Source organism: Stenotrophomonas sp. ATCM1_4 (assembly GCF_004348115.1).
Lineage (GTDB): Bacteria > Pseudomonadota > Gammaproteobacteria > Xanthomonadales > Xanthomonadaceae > Stenotrophomonas > Stenotrophomonas capsici.
This window is the reverse complement of the sequence record NZ_QPFB01000001.1, coordinates 2466725-2483283: the sequence shown is the minus strand read 5'-3', so window position 1 is coordinate 2483283 and position 16559 is coordinate 2466725. Positions and strand designations below refer to the sequence as shown.

The window sequence follows — 16559 nt, the reverse complement described above, 5'->3', positions numbered from 1 at the left end:
ATGAATATCGATCAGCAATCCCCAATTGACGCCCTGCCCAACATCAACCTCGATCTGCTGCCGGTGCCGGATGGTGGGTTGCGGGCAGCCTCCGATGGCCTGCATCGGCCACGCATCCTGCTGCTGTACGGCTCGCTGCGCCCGCAATCGTTCAGTCGCAAGCTGGCGCTGGAGGCGGAGCGCGTCCTCCTGCAACTGGGGGCAGAGACGCGCGTCTTTGATCCACACGGGCTGCCGATGCTCGACAGTTGCGACAACTACCATCCCAAGGTGCGGCAACTGCGGGAGTGGTCGCAGTGGTCCGAAGGCCAGGTGTGGGTTTCACCGGAGCGCCACGGCACCCTGACGGGTGTGTTCAAGAACCAGATCGACTGGCTGCCGTTGGAAGAGGGCAGCGTACGTCCTACCCAGGGGCGCACGCTGGCGGTCATGCAGGTATGCGGCGGTTCGCAATCGTTCAATGTGGTCAACGCATTGCGCGTGTTGGGGCGCTGGATGCGCATGGTCACCATCCCCAACCAGTCTTCGGTCCCCAAGGCCTGGCAGGAGTTTGACGAAAACGGGCGCATGCGTCCTTCGCCCTACTACGATCGCGTGGTGGACGTGATGGAGGAGCTGATGAAGTTCACGCTGCTGGTGCGTGGTCGCAGCGACTACCTGGTTGACCGCTACAGCGAGCGCAAGGGCGCCGTTGAAGCGGCGGCGTTGGCACGGGCGGCAGGCGTGGTGGAGGTGATACAACGCTGACCGACTATTGCGTTGCGGGCCGTTGCCGGCAGTCGGGCTCCACTCGTTCGCGTGCCTGCGCTATTCGGCCTGTGCAGAATCAACCCGAGCGCGGGGGAGTGCGAGGGACAGTCACCGCCCACGAAGCGGGCTCGTTCGCTGAACTAGCGGCGTGGATGGTGCTTGATACACCGTGTTTGCCACTTGTGATTGCACTATGCCCCCTCAAGGGGCACCGATGCTGGTAGAAGTACCTGTGATGTCGAAAAAAGCGGCAACGTCGTCGGTTGAAGTGGCATCCATGCCGCGAAAAGCGGCGGTGATGGCGCTTGAACTGAGTTCGCTGCCGGAAAATGCGCCAGTGATGGCGCTTTTTAGGGGGCGGTTGCACCTGAATAGTGCGCCGATTAGGAACTATCCCGCATTCGTAGGAATTGGAGCATCTGCTGCGCTTGTCTGGCTGGTACTGGTGACGCTGCGTGGGTGCACATCCACCGACTGGTGGTGCACGCGTGTAGCAGCGGCCTTGGCCGCGAAGTGGTTGATCGTGCCGCCGCATCAATGCACAACCTCTGTGCCATGAGCAGGGCTTTGGTTTAGACACAGCGTGGCATGGAGGCCACACGAGCTTCGCGCCTGAAGGCGCTCCTGCTGGGGGGCGCGCGATTGGTTATCTGCTTATGCCGCAATGCGCTTTGACGCATTGCAGCAAGCCTCCACTATGACAAGGGAGTGACATCGCCGTTCCGCATGCGTCGCCCAGGGGGGCGGGCATGGCCCGGATGCGCTGATCGTCTTTGCCATGACCGCTTCCCGGGGAAATCATCCGCATGTCTGTCCTTCGTTCCATGCCGCGCGCCGTGTTGTCCGTTTCCATCGCTGCTTCGCTGGCCCTGCCCGCGCTTGCCTCCGCCCAGGCCACCACCACCGGTTCGGATGTGGTCCGGCTGGACCAGGTCAGCGTGATCGGCAGCCGCACCCAACAGCGCACGGTGCTCGAATCGCCGGTGCCGGTGGACGTGCTCGGTGGTGAGGAAATCCGCAGCAGTGGCTACACCGACATCAGCACGATCCTGCAGTCGCTGTTGCCGTCGTACAACTTCCCACACCCGACCACGCCCGATGGCAACACGCATATCCGTTCGGCCACGCTGCGTGGCCTGTCGCCCGACCAGACCCTGATCCTGGTCAATGGCAAGCGCCGCCACACCAGTGCCTGGGTCAACACCGGCGGTACCGTGGGCAAGGGCGCGGTCTCCACCGACCTCAATACCATTCCGGTGGCCGCCATCGCGCGCATCGAGGTGCTGCGCGATGGTGCATCGGCCCAGTACGGTTCCGATGCAATCGCCGGCGTGATCAACATCGTGCTGCGCGAGGACGACGGGTTCGAAGGCAGTGTCAGCCACGGCTCGACCAAGGACGGTGGCGGTGACACCACCAAGGTCAGCCTGGGAACCGGCTTCGCCTTCCCCGAGGGCGGTGGCATCCACCTGTCCTGGGACTACCGCAAGCGTGAGGCCGCTGACCGTGCACAGGCCGATACGCGCCAGCAGTACTTCGGTATCGGCACCAATGGGAAGCCGGTGGCGTTGTCGGGCAACTATGGTTCGGGTACCGGCTTGAATCCGATTGGCGGCGCCGCGACCGGCGCGGTTGCCGACCCGCGCGAAGCCAGCATCGACCGCAAGTCGCTGTGGCGCTTCGCCGACAGCGCCGATACCGAGGACAAGACCTTCTTCGCCAACCTGCGCAAGCCGCTGTCGTGGGCCGAGGGTTTGGAGTGGTACGCCTTCGGCGGCTATACCGACAGCCAGGGCAGCTCCAATGCGTCGTTCCGCCGCGCCGGGCAGGTGGAGAACGTCCGCGCCATCTATCCCAATGGCTTCCTGCCGTGGGTGGATACCCGCAGCACCGACCGTTCGTTCGGTACCGGGCTCAAGGGCCTGGCCGGCAATTGGCACTGGGACCTGAGCACCGTCTACGGGCGGAACTCGCTGGAGTACCGCACCCGCAATACGCTCAACGCCACGTTGGGCGCCGCCAGCCCTACCGCGTTCTACAACGGCGCGCTGAAGGCTTCGCAGTGGACCACCAACCTTGATGCCAACAACAGCTTCGACGTGGGTTGGCATGCCCCCCTGCGTTTGGCCGTGGGCGCGGAGTACCGTCGCGATAGCTACGGCATCCGTCCGGGCGAGGAAGCCTCCTACATCTGGGGGCCGGCACGGGTGCTGGACGGCCCCTCGGCCGGTGCCGTGCCGACCATCGGCTCGCAGGGCTTTGCCGGCATCCAGCCGGGCGACGCCGGCAACTACAGCCGGCATAACGTTTCGGCCTACGCCGAGGCCGAGACTGACCTGACCGATCGCCTGCTGGTGTCCTTGGCGGGCCGCTGGGAGGACTACAGCGACTTCGGCTCCACCGCCAACGGCAAGCTGGCGCTGCGTTACGAACTGGTTGACGGGCTGGCGTTCCGTGCATCGGCCAGCACCGGCTTCCACGCGCCGGCGCTGGCCCAGCAGTACTTCAGCTCGACCAGCAGCCGCACCCTGAACAACGTGATCACCGGCCTGCCGGAGTACGTGCTGGTGCGCACAGCGCCAGTGGATTCGGTGGAGGCACGCGCGCTCGGTGCGCGCGCGTTGAAGCCGGAGAAGGCCACCAACCTGACCGCCGGCTTCACCTGGGGCGTCGGCGGGCTCAGCGCGTCGCTGGACGTGTACCGCATCGATATCGATGACCGCATCTTCCTGTCCAGCAACTTCGTGGACAGTGCCGGTTCGTCGGCCATCCGCGACTACCTGGCCAAGCTCGGCTCGCCGGGTGTCACCAGCGTGCGTTACTTCAGCAACGCCGCCGACACCCGCACCACAGGCGTCGACGCGTCGGCACGTTACCTGTGGGAACTGGGCGAGGCCGGCAAGCTGACCGCCACGCTGGGCTACAACCGCAACAAGACCGAGCTGACCCGCGTGTCCTCCACGCCGGCCGAACTGCTCGCACTGGGGGTGAAGACGCCGCTGTTCGACGTGACCGAACGCACCCGCGTGGAGAAAGGCCAGCCGCGCGACAACCTGACCCTGGCCTTGGGCTGGGACGTGGGCCGTTGGTCGCTGCATCTGGGCACGCACCGCTATGGACGCATCGAGCAGATCGCGGCGACCAACCAGAGCGCGGCCAACATCGCCGAGTTCGCCAAGGGCTCGACGCACTTCCGCACCTTGCCCACCGAGGCGGGGACGGTTGGCAACTACGACGTGATCCAGCGGCTGGAGGCCAAGTGGATCACCGATGCGGATGTAAGCTTCCGCATCAGTGACCACATCAGCCTGACCCTGGGAGCGGACAACGTGTTCAATACCTACCCCACCCGCAGCATCGAGACCACCGCCCGGGTGTCCGGCGCAGATACGTTTGGCGTGTTCCCGTACAGCGAGTTGTCGCCGTTCGGCTGGAGCGGTGCGTACTACTACGGACGCCTGCAGGTGAAGTTCTGATGGCGGGCGAACAGGGCTTCGATCCCGGGCGCCGGGCCTGGCTGGCACGTGGGGCGACGGCGGCGGTTGCGGCGCCGTTGGCCACGTTGCTGCCGCTGGCATCGGGCAGCGCGGTGGCGAAGGCGCCATCGCCAAAGGCAAGCAATGGCCCGATCCGGCTGGATCTCAACGAAAGCAGCTATGGTCCTTCGCCCAAGGTGGCTGCGGCGATCGCGCAGGCGCTGCCGTTGGCACCGCGCTATGTCAGTGTGGAACAGGGCGATGCGCTTGCGGCACAGATCGCCGCGCTGGAAGGCGTGGCACCGGAGCAGGTGATCATCGGCGAGGTGCTGGAGCCGTTGGGTCAGCATCTGGCCTTGGCCGGTGGTGGCGGCAGCTTCGTGTATTCGGTGCCCGGCTATGACGCGCTGGTAAAGGCCGCCGCCCCGTTTGGCGGCAAGGCCATCGAGGTGCCGCTCGATGCCGGGCTGTACAACGACCTGCCGGCGTTGCTGGCGGCGATCCAGCCCGATACGCGGGCCTTGTTCGTGGTCAACCCGCACAATCCTTCCGGAACGATCAGCCCGGCGGCGGCCTTCGATGCGTTCGTCGAGGCCGCGTCCGCGCGCACGTTGGTGATCGTCGATGAGGCCTATCTCGATTACCAGCCCGATGCGGCGGCCCGCAGCGCGGTACGTCACCTGCGCCAGGGCAGGAACGTGGCGGTGTTCCGCACGCTGGGCAAGATCCACGCCTTGGCCGGACTGCAGATCGGTTATGCGTTGGTGCCACGCGACCTGGCCGATGCGCTGCGCAAGCGCGGTGTCGGCGGCAGTCACGGCTTCAACCAGTTGTCGATCGCGGCCGCGTCGGCCAGCCTCGCCGATCCGGCGTATATCGCCGGCGTGCGGGAGCGCGTGGCCCGCGAACGCACGGCATGGCTGGCGCTGCTGCGTGAGCGTGGTTGGCGCTACGCCGAGCCGGCAGGCAATTTCGTGTTCATCGATACCGGGCGTCCGCATGCCGAGGTTGCTGCGGGGCTGTTGGCACATGGCGTCCGCATCGGGCGTAGCTTTGCGCCGTACGACAACTGGGTCCGCATTACCATCGGCACGCCGGCGGAGAACGTGCAGGCCCGTGCAGCGCTGGTCGCAGTGCTCGCTTGAGACCGCGAGCAGTCAAGTACCTGGGGCAAGCCGGGCGCTCGACGCATCGCGTGTCAGGGGGCTTCGGGCCCGGTGGCAGGGCTACCGTCGCCTTGCGCGTCGGCGCCGCCGCCCAGCACCTTGTACAGCGTCACCCGGTTGTTGGCTTCGGACAGCTGCAGGGTGATCTGCGCCTGCCGGGCGCTGTACAGCGAACGTTGCGCGTCCAACGCTTCGAGGTAGCTGTCCACGCCGGTGCGGTAGCGGGTGTCGGCGAGGGTGAAGCCGCGCTGGTTGGCCGCGACCAGTGCGCGCTGTGCCTCTAGTTGTTCATCGAGGTTTGCGCGGGCGACCAGGGCATCGGCGACTTCGGCGAAGGCGCTCTGGATGCTCTTCTCGTAGTGGGCAACCTCGATGTGCCTGCCGAGCGTGGCGACGTCCAGCTCGGCCTTGAGCGCACCGGCATGGAAGATCGGGATGCTGATGCTGGGGACGAACGACCAGGTGCGCTGGCCCCCGCTGAACAGCGAGGACAGCGCGTCACTGCTGCGGCCGGTGTTGGCGGTGAGCGCGATGCTGGGGAAGAAGGCGGCACGTGCCGCACCGATGTTGGCATTGGCCGCCTTCAGGGCGTGCTCGGCGGCCAGCACGTCGGGCCGGTCCAGCAGTACCCGTGAATCCAGACCCGACCGAATCGGTGCCAGCGCCACGGCGCTGTCCAGTGCTTCGCTGGACGGCAGCAAGGGGTCTTCCAGGCGGGTGCCGACCAACAGCTCCAATGCAGTGCGGTCCTGTGCCAGCTGCACGGTATAGCTGGCCACGTCCGTGCGCGCGCTGTGCACGCTGGCCTCGACCTGCGACAGATCCAGCCCGGAGACGATGCCCTGTGCATGACGCTCCTGGGCCAGGGCCAGTGTCTGTTGCTGGTTGTGCAGGGTCTGCCGGGCCAGCTCAAGCCGTTGCTGGTCGGCGCAAAGCGTCAACCATGCGCTCGCCACCTCGGCAACCAGCGTCAGGCGGGTACCGCGCTGGGTTTCCGTGGTGGCCAACCAGTTCTCCAGGGCCTGGTCCTTGAGGCTACGGACGCGGCCGAACAGATCCAGCTCCCAACTGGCAATGCCGACCTCGGCGCTGGCACTGCGGCTGACGCCGCTTTGTCCCGAGGCGTCGGTGCCGCGACTGCGTGACTGTGCGGCGGATGCATCGATCGACGGCAACGATGCAGCCCGCTGGATCCGGTACTGGGCACGCTGCGTTTCGATGTTGAGCAGGGCGATGCGCAGATCGCGGTTGTTCTCCAGCGCCAGTGCGATCACCTGCTGCAGGCGGGTGTCCAGGAACACCTGCCGCCACGGCAGGTCGGCCACGGCGCCCGCGTCACTGGCAATGGCGAGAAAACCCGCGGGAAGGGTGTCGCTGACCGGTGCAGCCGGACGCGTGTAGCGCGGTGCCATGCTGGTGCATCCAGCCAGTGCAAGCAGGCAGGCTGCCAGCAGCATGGAGTGGCGCGGTCCGGGCGGGAGACAGGTTCGGTTCACGACGGATTCTCCACTTCGGTCGCCTGCGGACGCGCCTTGCGCGGCGAGAGGGTACGCACGATCACGTAGAACAGCGGGACGAAGAAGATGCCCACCGCGGTGGAGGCGAGCGTGCCGCCGAACACGCCGGTGCCCAGCGAATGGCGACCGGCCGACCCCGCGCCGCTGCTGACCACCAGCGGCAGCACGCCGAGCAGGAAGGCCAACGAGGTCATCAGGATCGGACGCAGGCGCATGCGCGCGGCATGCAGCACCGCCTGCAACAACGATTGGCCCTGTTCTTCCAGTTCCTTGGCGAACTCCACGATCAGGATGCCGTTCTTGGCGGCCAGGCCGACGGTGGTCAACAGGCCGACCTGGAAGTACACGTCGTTCTCCAGCCCGCGCAGGCTGGTGAGCAGCAGCGCGCCCACCACGCCGATCGGAACGGCCAACATCACCGACAACGGCACCGACCAGCTTTCATACAGGGCGGCCAGGCACAGGAACACGAACAGCAGCGAGACGCCGTACAGCAAGGGTGCCTGGTTGCCGGCCAAGCGTTCCTGGTAGGACATCCCCGACCAGGAGAAGCCCATGCCCGTCGGCAACGTCGCGGCAAGCCGTTCCATCGTCTCCATGGCCGTGCCCGAACTGGTGCCGGCATTGGCTTCGCCACTGATTTCCATCGAGCCGCTGCCGTTGAAACGGGTCAGTGTCGCCGGCGCGAAATCCCACGAGGAGGTGGAGAAGGCGGTGAACGCCACCATCTGGCCATCGCTGTTGCGCACCGACCAGCGGCCGACGTCGGCCGGCAGCATGCGCGCGGAGGCCTCGCCCTGTACGTAGACCTTCTTCACCCGGCCGCGGTTGATGAAATCGTTGACGTAGGTGCCGCCCAAGGCGGTGGAGAGGGTGTTGTTGATGTCGCTGGTGGCCAGGTCCAGCGCGCCGGCCTTGGCATCGTCGATCTCCACCTTGAAGCTGGGCGCATCGTCGACCGCCGTATAGCGCACCTTGGCCAGGGCGGATTCCTGGCCGGCGCTGCCGAGCAGCTGGTCGCGGGCGGCGACCAACGCTTCATGGCCGGCGCCGCCCAGGTCCTGCAACTGGAAGGTGAAGCCGCCGGTCTGGCCCATGCCGGGAATGCCGGACGGGGTTACCGCGAAGATCTGGGCATCGGGGATGCGGGACATGGCCTGGGTGATGCGTACGCCCACCTCCTGTGCGCTGGCCTCGCGCAACGACCAGTCCTTCAGGCGGATGTAGGCCTGTGCCGAGTTCTGCGCGCTGTTGCCGCCACCACCACCGGAGCCGGCGTTGGCCATGATGGTCGAAACCTCCGGCTGCTCGAGCGCATAGGCGGTGAGCTGGTCCATCACGGCCTGGGTGCGCTGCATGGTGGTGCCCGAAGGCAGCTTGACCTGCACGATCAGGGTGCCCTGGTCCTCGGCGGGAAGGAACGAGGTGGGCAGGCGCCAGAACAGCAGGCCCATCACCAGCAACAGCACGGCATAGCAGGCCACGCCCAGCGAACGGCGGCCGAGCAGGCGCTGCACGCCGTGCTGGTAACGTTCGGCGCTGGCGTCGAAGCGCCGGTTGAAGCCGGCGAAGAAGCGGCCCAGGCGACCGCGGTGCAAGGCGTGGCCGTCCGGGCCGGGCGCGACCAGCAGGCTTGCACACATGGCCGGCGTCAAGGTCATGGCCACCAGCACCGAGAGGATCATCGCCGAGGCGATGGTCACCGAGAACTGGCGGTAGATCATGCCGGTGGAGCCGCCAAAGAACGCCATGGGCAGGAACACCGCCGTCAGCACCAGCGCGATGCCGACCAGTGCGCCGGTGATCTGCTGCATCGATTTGCGGGTGGCCTCGCGCGCGGACAGGTGTTCGGTGGCCATCACGCGCTCGACGTTCTCCACCACCACGATGGCATCGTCCACCAGCAGGCCGATGGCCAGCACCATCGCGAACATGGTCAGGGTGTTGATCGAATAGCCCAGCAGGGACAGCACGCCGAAGGTGCCCATCAGCACCACCGGCACCGCGACCGCGGGGATCAGCGTCGCCCGCCAGCTCTGCAGGAACAGGTACATGATCAGCACCACCAGCACGATGGCCTCGATCAGGGTCTTGACCACTTCTTCGATGGAGATGCGCACGAACGGCGTGGTATCCATCGCCACCTGGTACTGCAGCCCGGTGGGGAAGAACGGCTTGAGCTGCTGCAGGCGGGCCTGCACCGCGTCGGCCACCTGCAGCGCGTTGGCACCGCTGGCCAGCTCGATGCCCATGCCAGCGGCGGGCTTGCCGTTGAAGGTGGACATGACGTTGTAGCTCTCCCCGCCCAGCTCGACGGTGGCCACGTCGGACAGGTGCACGACCGCACCGCTGGGATCGGACTTGATCACCACCTGGCGGAACTGCTCGGGGGTCTGTAGCCGGCTGCGCGCGGTCACGGTGACGTTCAGGCCCTGGTCGTCCACGGCGGGCAGGGCGCCGAGCTGGCCGGACGACACATCGGCGTTCTGCGCGCTGATCGCATTGCTGACGTCCGACGGCATCAGCGAATAGGTACGCAGCTTCTCCGGGTCCAGCCAGATCCGCATTGCGTACTGGGCTCCCATCACCTGCACGTTGCCCACGCCGGAGACACGGCTGATCGGGTCCTGCACCGAGGAGACCATGTAATCGGCGATGTCGTTCTTCTGCATCGAGCCGTCGGCCGAGCTGAAGGCCACCACCATGAAGATGTTGCCGGAGGACTTGGTGACGGTGACACCGGTGTTCTTGACCGCATCAGGCAGCTTGGATTCGGCCTGTTGGAGCTTGTTCTGCACCTGCATCTGCGCGGTGTCGGCATTGGTGCCGGACTCGAAGGTCAGGGTGATCTGCGCGCCGCCGGAGGAACTGCTGCTGGAGGACATGTACATCAGGTTGTCCAACCCGGTCATCTGCTGCTCGATGACCTGGGTGACGGCGTTCTCCACGGTCTGCGCGGAGGCGCCGGTGTAGTTGGCACGGATGGAGACCGACGGCGGGGCGATGTCCGGGTACTGCTCCAGCGGCAGCGAGAACACCGCCAGCGTGCCGGCCAGGGTGATGACGATGGCGATGACCCACGCGAAGATCGGCCGATCGATGAAGAAACGTGCCATGGCCGATCCTTACTTGGTGCCGGGAGTGGCGGTGGCGGGGTCAGCCGCGGCGGCGTTGGCGGCCTGCACCTTGACCGTCTGCCCGGCGCTGGCCTTGCTGCCATTGGCCACGATCAGCCGCTGCCCGGCGTTCAACCCCGCGGTGACCACCCATTGGTTGCGGACGGCATCGCCCAGCGTCACCACCTGCTCGACCACCTTGTCGCCTTCGCCCACCAGCTTGACGGTGGCTTCCCCCTTCGTATTGCGTGTGACCGCGCTCTGCGGCACGAGGATGGCCTTGTCATTGATGGCCGTCGGCAGCACCGCGCGCACGTACATGCCGGGCAGCAGCAGGCCGTCGGGATTGGGCAGCACCGCGCGCAGGGTGACGTTGCCGGTGCCGGTGTCCACGGCGGTGCCCACGAACTCGAGGGTGCCGGTGTGCGCGTAGGTACTGCCGTCCTCCAGGGTGACGCTGACCTGTGCCTTGCCGTCCACGGACTGCAGCGCGCCGGAGGCCAGCTGCCTGCGCAGCGCCAGCAGCTGGGCACTGGTCTGGCTGACGTCCACGTAGATCGGATCCAGCTGCTGGATGGTGGTCAGTGCGGTGGTCTGGCCCGCGGTGACCAGGGCACCGGGGGTATAGGTGGAGGTGGAGATGCGGCCGTTGATGGGGGCGGTGATGCGGGTGTAGTCCAGGTTGATGCGCGCGCTCTGCAGCCCGGCGCGCGCGGCCACCACCGCCGCCTCGGCCTGGCGCAGCGCGGCCAGGGCATCGTCGCCGTCCTGCCTGCTGACCGCATCGGCCTTGACCAGGCTTTCATAACGTTCGGCCTTGGGGCGCGCGGAGAGTACCGCCGCTTCGGCCTGGGCCAGGGTGCCGCGCGCGTTGTCGTAGGCTGCCTGGTAACTGGCCGGGTCGATCTGGTAGAGCACCTGGCCGGCTTCCACCTGCTCGCCCTCGGTGAACAGCCGCTTCTGGATGATGCCGCCCACCTGCGGGCGTACGTCCGAGGTCATGAACGCCACCGTCCGGCCCGGCAACGTCTGCTCCATGGCCATTCGCTGGACAGTGACCGGCTGTACCGAGACGGTCACCTCGCGGGAGGGCGTGGCCTGCTTGGACGAACAGGCCGTGAGCACGCCGCAGACCAGCAGGGCCAACGGAACCAGGGCAGTGCGGGGTGGAACAGCAGCGGGCATGGGGGGCACTCGGTGGTTTCCAGGTGACGCCAGCCTGCGAGGCAAATGTGCAGCAAATATGGAGATTGATGGCGCGGGCTTGCATCGCGGCGGCAGGGCGCCGCTAATGGGGCCATCCCGTCACGGCCCGTCCACATCCGCGCACCATGAAATTCGGAATCGCCGCCAAGATCTTCTGCGCCATGCTGTTGATGTGCGCAGTCGCCTTGCTGGTCAATGGCATGGCCGGCAAATGGCTGTTCGAAAGGGGCTTCCTGGGCTACCTCAATGGCCAGGGCATCGGCCGCATGGAACTGCTGTTGCCGCGCCTGCAGGCTGAGTACGCCGAACATGGCAGTTGGGAGTTCGTGCGCGGCCAGCGCAAGGTCTGGCTGCGGCTGATCCGTCCCCACGTGGGCGACCCGGTTGCCGACGAAGCCTTGCTGAGTGCGCCACCGGTGTCGGACCAGACCGGCGCGGTGGCCCGCTTCGCGTTGCTTGATGCGCAGGGCCAACGCGTGATCGGCAACGCCGATGTCGATGGCAGTGCGATCCGCCGCCCGATCGTGGTGGAAGGCCATACCGTGGGCTGGCTGGCGATGGTGCCGTTCCAGAAGATATTGGCGCGCAACGAGCAGCGCTTCATGGAGGCGCAGGTGCGGCGCTGGTGGGCGATCAGCATCGTCGCGGTGCTGGTTGCCGGGACGTTGGCGTGGCTGTTGACCCGGCCCCTGCGCAAGCGCATCCAGGGCATGGGGGCGGCGACCCACCGGTTGGCCGGCGGGGACTACGCCACACGCATCGTGCCCGGCGCCGACGATGAGCTGGGGCGGCTGGCGCAGGACTTCAACCGCATGGCCGGCGCGCTGGAGAACAGCGAGCGGAACCGGCGTGAGTTCATGGCCGACATCTCGCATGAGCTGCGCACGCCGTTGTCGGTGCTGCGTGCGGAACTGGAGGCCATCCAGGACGGCATCCGGCCGATGAGCGCGGCGACGCTGGCACCACTGCAGGGCGAAGTGCGGCAGCTGGGCAAGCTCATCGACGACCTGCACGAGCTGGCGTTGACCCAGTCCGGCGAGCTGGCCTACGAACATGTGCCGCTGGACCTGGATGCGGTGCTGCGCGCGACGGTGGAAGGCATGCGCTCCCGCTTCCACGACGCGGGGTTGGCGCTGGTCGTGTCATCCGCGCCCGGCCCGCTGCCGGTGCAGGGGGATGAACGGCGCCTGCAGCAGTTGTTCGCCAACCTGCTGGAGAACGCGTTGCGTTACACCGACCGCGGCGGCAGCGTCGCGGTACATGCGTTGCGCGATGAACGGCACGTGCGGATAAGCATCGAGGACAGCGCGCCGGGCGTGGACGAGGACAAGCGTGGGCGCCTGTTCGAGCGGTTCTACCGGGTGGATGCCTCGCGCAATCGCGCCAGTGGCGGCAGCGGGCTGGGCCTGGCGATCTGCCGCAACATCGTGTTGGCCCATGGCGGCGCCATCCACGCCGAAGCGTCCGCGCTCGGTGGGCTGGCCATCGTGGTGGAACTGCCACTGCACGCATGAACACATCCATCGACGCCGCCATTGAAGTGCTCGTGGTCGAGGACGAACCGCGCCTGGCGGCGGTGCTGCGCGACTACCTGCACGCAGCCGGCTACCGCAGTGACTGGGTGGCCGACGGCAACCAGGTGATGGCCGCCTTCCACGCACGCCGGCCCGCCCTGGTGTTGCTGGACATCATGCTGCCGGGGCGTGATGGCGTGGAGTTGTGCCGTGCCATCCGCGCGGAGAGTGATGTGCCGGTGATCATGGTGACCGCGCGGGTGGAGGAGATCGATCGCCTGCTCGGGCTGGAGGTCGGTGCCGACGACTACGTGTGCAAGCCGTTCAGTCCCAAGGAAGTCGTGGCGCGGGTGGGGACGGTGTTGCGCCGCTACCGCCACGGCCAGACGGAGCCTCGGCAAGCGGGCCTGGTCATCGATGAAACCGGCAATCGCGCTTTCCTGCATGGCCGCGTGCTGGACCTGACGGCGGTCGAGTTCCGTCTGTTGCGCACCTTGCTGGGTAGCCCGGGCCGGGTGTGGTCACGTGAGCAACTGCTCAACCATCTGTACAGCGACCACCGGGTGGTGACCGACCGCACCGTGGACAGCCATGTGCGCAACCTTCGTCGCCGGCTGCGCGAGGCCGGCATGCAGGGGGACGGTGTGCGTTCGATCTACGGGGTGGGCTACAGCTTCGAACTGCCGTCCAGGGAGCCTGATCCCCGGTCCTGATCGCACGGGCGGTTGCGGTGTCCTGCCGTGGATTGCGTGGGTCCATCGGCCTGTGTGGCGGTAGGACGCCCCGCGCCTTGGCGTCGGGGGCGGCGATGCGTGCCCGTGCCACTGCCTACGCCGGAGCGGGGTGGCTCTGAATGCATGTTGTTGCATGTTTTATCTCGTTTTCGCATGATTGCTGGCGTCGCAATGACGCCGAACGGCTGCAGGCCGTGGCGCGTCCCCAACGCTTCCCGCGATCAACGGAGCCGGGTCACATGGATTCCCCCCACAACGAGGTGCTGCCGCAGGAGCGCCAACAGCGGATCCTGGCCTTGCTCAAGGCCCACGGACGCGTAGTGGCCAGCGAGCTGGCCGCACGCTTCGAGGTCTCCGAGGATTCCATCCGCCGTGACCTGCGTGACATGGCGGGCAGGGGCCTGTGTCGGCGGGTATACGGCGGCGCGCTGTTGCCGACCGCGCACTTCGACGGGTTGCCACAACGCATGCAGCGCCGGGACGGAGAGCGCAGCGCGTTGGCCAGCCATGCGGCATCGTTGGTGCAAGCGGGGCAGACCGTGCTGCTGGACGCCGGTTCGACCAATGTCGAGATCGCGCAGGCACTGCGCGGCAAGGCGGTTACCGTGATCACCAACGCGCCCACCGTCGCCGCGGCGCTGTGCGGTGACCCGGTCGCCGAGGTGGTGATGATCGGCGGCCGCGTGGATCCGGCAAGTGGTGGCGCCATCGGCGTGATCGCGCAGCGCCAGCTTGCCGAACTGCAGGTGGATATCTGTATTCCCGGCACTTGCGCGGTGGACCCGGAGACCGGTGTCTGGGGAATCCATGCCGAAGAAGTGGCGTTCAAGCAGGCCATGATCCAGGCCAGCGGTGTGGCCATCATCGTCGCAGGCGTGGGCAAGCTGGGCACGCGCGCCACGTATCGCATCGGCACGCTCGCGCAGGTGGATCACCTTGTCGTTGCCGACGACCTGCCCGCCGAGCTGCGCGAGCAGTTCCTGGCCGGGCCGGCGCAGCTGCACCTGGTGCCGGTCGGCGCGGCCTGATTGATCTTCGCCCGTTGCTGCGTGCGGCTTCGGTTCTCTCCCCCTGAGCCGATGCTTCCATGACCGACCTGCATGCTCTCCAGCGTTGCCAACAGATGGCCACGCGCGCCGCTTTCTTCATCCCCGGATTCGCCATTTCCTGCTGGGCGCCGCTGGTGCCGTACGCAAAGGTGCGCGCCGGCCTGGATGACGCCCTGCTGGGTGTGGTGCTGCTGTGCCTGGGTCTGGGCTCGTTGCTGGCGATGCCGCTGGCCGGCCTGCTGGCAGCGCGTTTCGGCTGCCGTGCGGTGATGCAGGTGACCGTGGTGATCATCGTGGCGGCGCTGCCGTTGCTTGCGCTCGCCCCCACGCCGGTGACGATCGGGCTTTCGTTGCTGGTATTCGGCGCGGCGATCGGCGCGATGGATTGCGTGATTAACATCCAGGCGGTGTTCGTCGAGCGCGAGTCGGGCAGGGCGATGATGTCCGGTTTCCATGCGTTCTACAGCATCGGTGCCTTGTGTGGTGCGGCGCTGGTGGCGTTGCTGCTGTCGGCCGGCGCCGGTGCGTTGGCGGCCACCTTGGCAACCGCACTGGGCGTGGTACTGGTGACGGTGGCGTCGATGCGCTGCTGGCGCACCGAACGCGCGCCCCAGGGGGAAGCGGCGTTCGCGTTGCCACGTGGCGTGGTGGTGCTGATCGGGCTGGTCTGTTTCGTCAGCTTCCTGGCCGAGGGATCGATGCTGGACTGGAGTGCGGTGTTCCTGCACGAGGTGCGTGGCGTGGAGCTCGCGCATGCCGGGTGGGGCTTTGTCGCCTTCAACGTGGCGATGACGGTGACGCGCCTGTTCGGCGACGGCCTGGTCAACCGGTTGGGCAGCGCACGTGCGGTGCTGATCGGCGGCCTGGTCGGCAGCGGCGGCTTCTTCCTGGCGACGCTGGTCCCGGCATTCGGCGCGGCGCTGCTGGGCTATGCGCTGGTGGGTATCGGTTGCGCCAACATCGTGCCGGTGATGTTCAGCCTGGCCGGACGCCAGACACGCATGCCCGAGAGCGTGGCGATCCCGGCGGTGACGACCCTGGGCTACGCCGGCGTGTTGCTGGGGCCGGCCTCGATCGGCTTCGTTGCCCAGCACTGGTCCCTGCCGGCGGCGTTCCTGCTGGCGGCAACCGCGCTGGCCGGGGCGGCGGTACTGGGCGCGTCACTGCGGGTGCGTTGAGCCTGCGTCACCGGTCGGGAAGATTCCCTGCCTCCAATGAGGGTGAAATGCTGGCCGGCCTGCGCCGTACGCCGTTGCCATGAGGTCCCGCCGCGCTGCCCTGTGCGATGTTCATGGAACGACGGCAGGCCCGGCCTCGGTCGTCCTTCAGTCGCTGGTGAAGATGAGCTGCAGGGCGCTGCGCAGTTCCGCGGCGCCTTCCGTGGTGCCATCGAACAGCAAGGTCTTCATCCCGATGGCTGCCGCGCCGTACAGGTTGCGCAGGGTGTTGTCGATGAACAAGGATGTCCTTGCCTCGGCACCGGCCCGGCGCAGCGCCTCCCGGAAGATTGCCGCCCCACGCTTGCTGTGACCGACCTCGGCGGAGACGACGATGGGGTCGAAGACCTCGTCCAGTCGATGCTGCCTGACGATCACATCCATGCGATCGGACTTGTTGTCGGTGATCATGCCGATGGCGAATTCCGCGCGCAGCTCCCTTGCCAGCGCAAGCACCGGCTGATGGATGGGTGTCTGCAGGAACGCGGTGGTCAGGTGTTCGAAGGGAATCGCGGTGCCCAGCCGTGCACAGACATCGGGCCAGATCCGGGCGTGGGTGGTGTGGCCCAGGATCAGGTCGCGATTGAAGGGTTCGATGGCTGCCCAGAGGACCTGCTCGTCCAGGCCGGACTGCTCGGCGAGCGCGCGCAGCGTCGTCGCTGAACCGCTCGGGTCGGTGGTCAACACGCCATCGAAGTCGAAGAAGAGGGTCTTGATCATGGAGGTTCAGGCAAGGGATGCAGGTGTGCCAGCGCGTGAGCCGCAGGCGGCACGCTGGATCAATCCGCGCAACCATGATGCATGTGCCGCATCG

The 16559-nt window shown here is 67.0% G+C and carries 12 protein-coding genes; 8 read left to right on the top strand and 4 right to left on the bottom strand.

Annotated features, from left to right (window positions below):
* The 4 genes from arsH (at position 1) to ATCM_RS11365 (ending at position 5371) form a co-directional block, all read left to right on the top strand.
* Entirely contained in the window at positions 1–747 is a 747-nt protein-coding gene (gene arsH, locus ATCM_RS11380; protein WP_132864639.1) for an arsenical resistance protein ArsH, read from the top strand.
* Positions 748–964: 217 nt separating this feature from the next.
* On the top strand, positions 965–1309 hold the full coding sequence (locus tag ATCM_RS11375; RefSeq protein ID WP_132864638.1) for a hypothetical protein: 345 nt from the start codon (positions 965–967) through the stop codon (positions 1307–1309).
* Between the two features lie 247 nt (positions 1310–1556).
* Complete coding sequence (locus tag ATCM_RS11370) at positions 1557–4226, top strand: TonB-dependent receptor (RefSeq protein ID WP_132864637.1); 2670 nt, start codon at positions 1557–1559, stop codon at positions 4224–4226.
* A complete protein-coding gene (locus tag ATCM_RS11365; protein WP_132864636.1) occupies positions 4226–5371 on the top strand; it encodes a histidinol-phosphate transaminase in 1146 nt (381 codons plus the stop codon). The genes ATCM_RS11370 and ATCM_RS11365 overlap by 1 nt, the downstream gene beginning before the upstream one ends.
* A 53-nt stretch (positions 5372–5424) precedes the next feature.
* Here ATCM_RS11365 and ATCM_RS11360 read toward each other — a convergent pair whose 3' ends face one another.
* From ATCM_RS11360 to ATCM_RS11350, 3 genes are read right to left on the bottom strand one after another with little or no spacing between them, the layout of a single operon-like run.
* Positions 5425–6849: an efflux transporter outer membrane subunit gene (locus tag ATCM_RS11360; RefSeq protein WP_132864635.1), complete on the bottom strand. Its 1425-nt coding sequence runs from the start codon at positions 6847–6849 to the stop codon at positions 5425–5427.
* A gap of 35 nt (positions 6850–6884) precedes the next feature.
* The gene (locus ATCM_RS11355; protein ID WP_132864634.1) at positions 6885–10025 is read right to left on the bottom strand and encodes an efflux RND transporter permease subunit; all 3141 of its coding nucleotides are present in this window, start codon (positions 10023–10025) and stop codon (positions 6885–6887) included.
* A gap of 9 nt (positions 10026–10034) precedes the next feature.
* Positions 10035–11210, bottom strand: coding sequence for an efflux RND transporter periplasmic adaptor subunit (locus ATCM_RS11350; RefSeq protein WP_132864633.1), 1176 nt, complete (start codon positions 11208–11210; stop codon positions 10035–10037).
* Between the two features lie 146 nt (positions 11211–11356).
* Between ATCM_RS11350 and baeS the strand changes: the two genes are divergently transcribed.
* The 4 genes from baeS to ATCM_RS11330 all read left to right on the top strand — a co-directional run bounded on the left by baeS (position 11357) and on the right by ATCM_RS11330 (position 15706).
* Complete coding sequence (gene baeS, locus ATCM_RS11345) at positions 11357–12745, top strand: sensor histidine kinase efflux regulator BaeS (RefSeq protein WP_132864632.1); 1389 nt, start codon at positions 11357–11359, stop codon at positions 12743–12745.
* A complete protein-coding gene (locus ATCM_RS11340; RefSeq protein WP_132864631.1) occupies positions 12742–13458 on the top strand; it encodes a response regulator in 717 nt (238 codons plus the stop codon). Before baeS ends, ATCM_RS11340 begins: the two co-directional genes overlap by 4 nt.
* Before the next feature lie 260 nt (positions 13459–13718).
* Positions 13719–14507 carry a DeoR/GlpR family DNA-binding transcription regulator gene (locus ATCM_RS11335; protein WP_165931170.1) on the top strand — a complete coding sequence of 263 codons (789 nt, stop codon included), beginning with the start codon at positions 13719–13721 and terminating at the stop codon, positions 14505–14507.
* Between the two features lie 59 nt (positions 14508–14566).
* A complete protein-coding gene (locus ATCM_RS11330; RefSeq protein WP_132864629.1) occupies positions 14567–15706 on the top strand; it encodes an MFS transporter in 1140 nt (379 codons plus the stop codon).
* Between the two features lie 147 nt (positions 15707–15853).
* Here the strand turns inward: ATCM_RS11330 and ATCM_RS11325 are convergent, their stop codons facing one another.
* Positions 15854–16465: an HAD family hydrolase gene (locus tag ATCM_RS11325; RefSeq protein ID WP_132864628.1), complete on the bottom strand. Its 612-nt coding sequence runs from the start codon at positions 16463–16465 to the stop codon at positions 15854–15856.
* Between the last annotated feature and the right edge of the window lie 94 nt (positions 16466–16559).

Excerpts from the sequence above, each read along its gene's own strand:
- ATCM_RS11370 (WP_132864637.1), top strand. The coding sequence starts at position 1,557 with ATGTCTGTCCTTCGTTCCATGCCGCGCGCCGTGTTGTCCGTTTCCATC.
- ATCM_RS11360 (WP_132864635.1), bottom strand. The coding sequence starts at position 6,849 with ATGCTGCTGGCAGCCTGCCTGCTTGCACTGGCTGGATGCACCAGCATG.
- ATCM_RS11350 (WP_132864633.1), bottom strand. The coding sequence starts at position 11,210 with ATGCCCGCTGCTGTTCCACCCCGCACTGCCCTGGTTCCGTTGGCCCTG.
- ATCM_RS11375 (WP_132864638.1), top strand. The coding sequence starts at position 965 with ATGCTGGTAGAAGTACCTGTGATGTCGAAAAAAGCGGCAACGTCGTCG.
- ATCM_RS11330 (WP_132864629.1), top strand. The coding sequence starts at position 14,567 with ATGACCGACCTGCATGCTCTCCAGCGTTGCCAACAGATGGCCACGCGC.
- baeS (WP_132864632.1), top strand. The coding sequence starts at position 11,357 with ATGAAATTCGGAATCGCCGCCAAGATCTTCTGCGCCATGCTGTTGATG.
- ATCM_RS11365 (WP_132864636.1), top strand. The coding sequence starts at position 4,226 with ATGGCGGGCGAACAGGGCTTCGATCCCGGGCGCCGGGCCTGGCTGGCA.
- ATCM_RS11335 (WP_165931170.1), top strand. The coding sequence starts at position 13,719 with ATGGATTCCCCCCACAACGAGGTGCTGCCGCAGGAGCGCCAACAGCGG.
- ATCM_RS11340 (WP_132864631.1), top strand. The coding sequence starts at position 12,742 with ATGAACACATCCATCGACGCCGCCATTGAAGTGCTCGTGGTCGAGGAC.
- ATCM_RS11325 (WP_132864628.1), bottom strand. The coding sequence starts at position 16,465 with ATGATCAAGACCCTCTTCTTCGACTTCGATGGCGTGTTGACCACCGAC.
- arsH (WP_132864639.1), top strand. The coding sequence starts at position 1 with ATGAATATCGATCAGCAATCCCCAATTGACGCCCTGCCCAACATCAAC.
- ATCM_RS11355 (WP_132864634.1), bottom strand. The coding sequence starts at position 10,025 with ATGGCACGTTTCTTCATCGATCGGCCGATCTTCGCGTGGGTCATCGCC.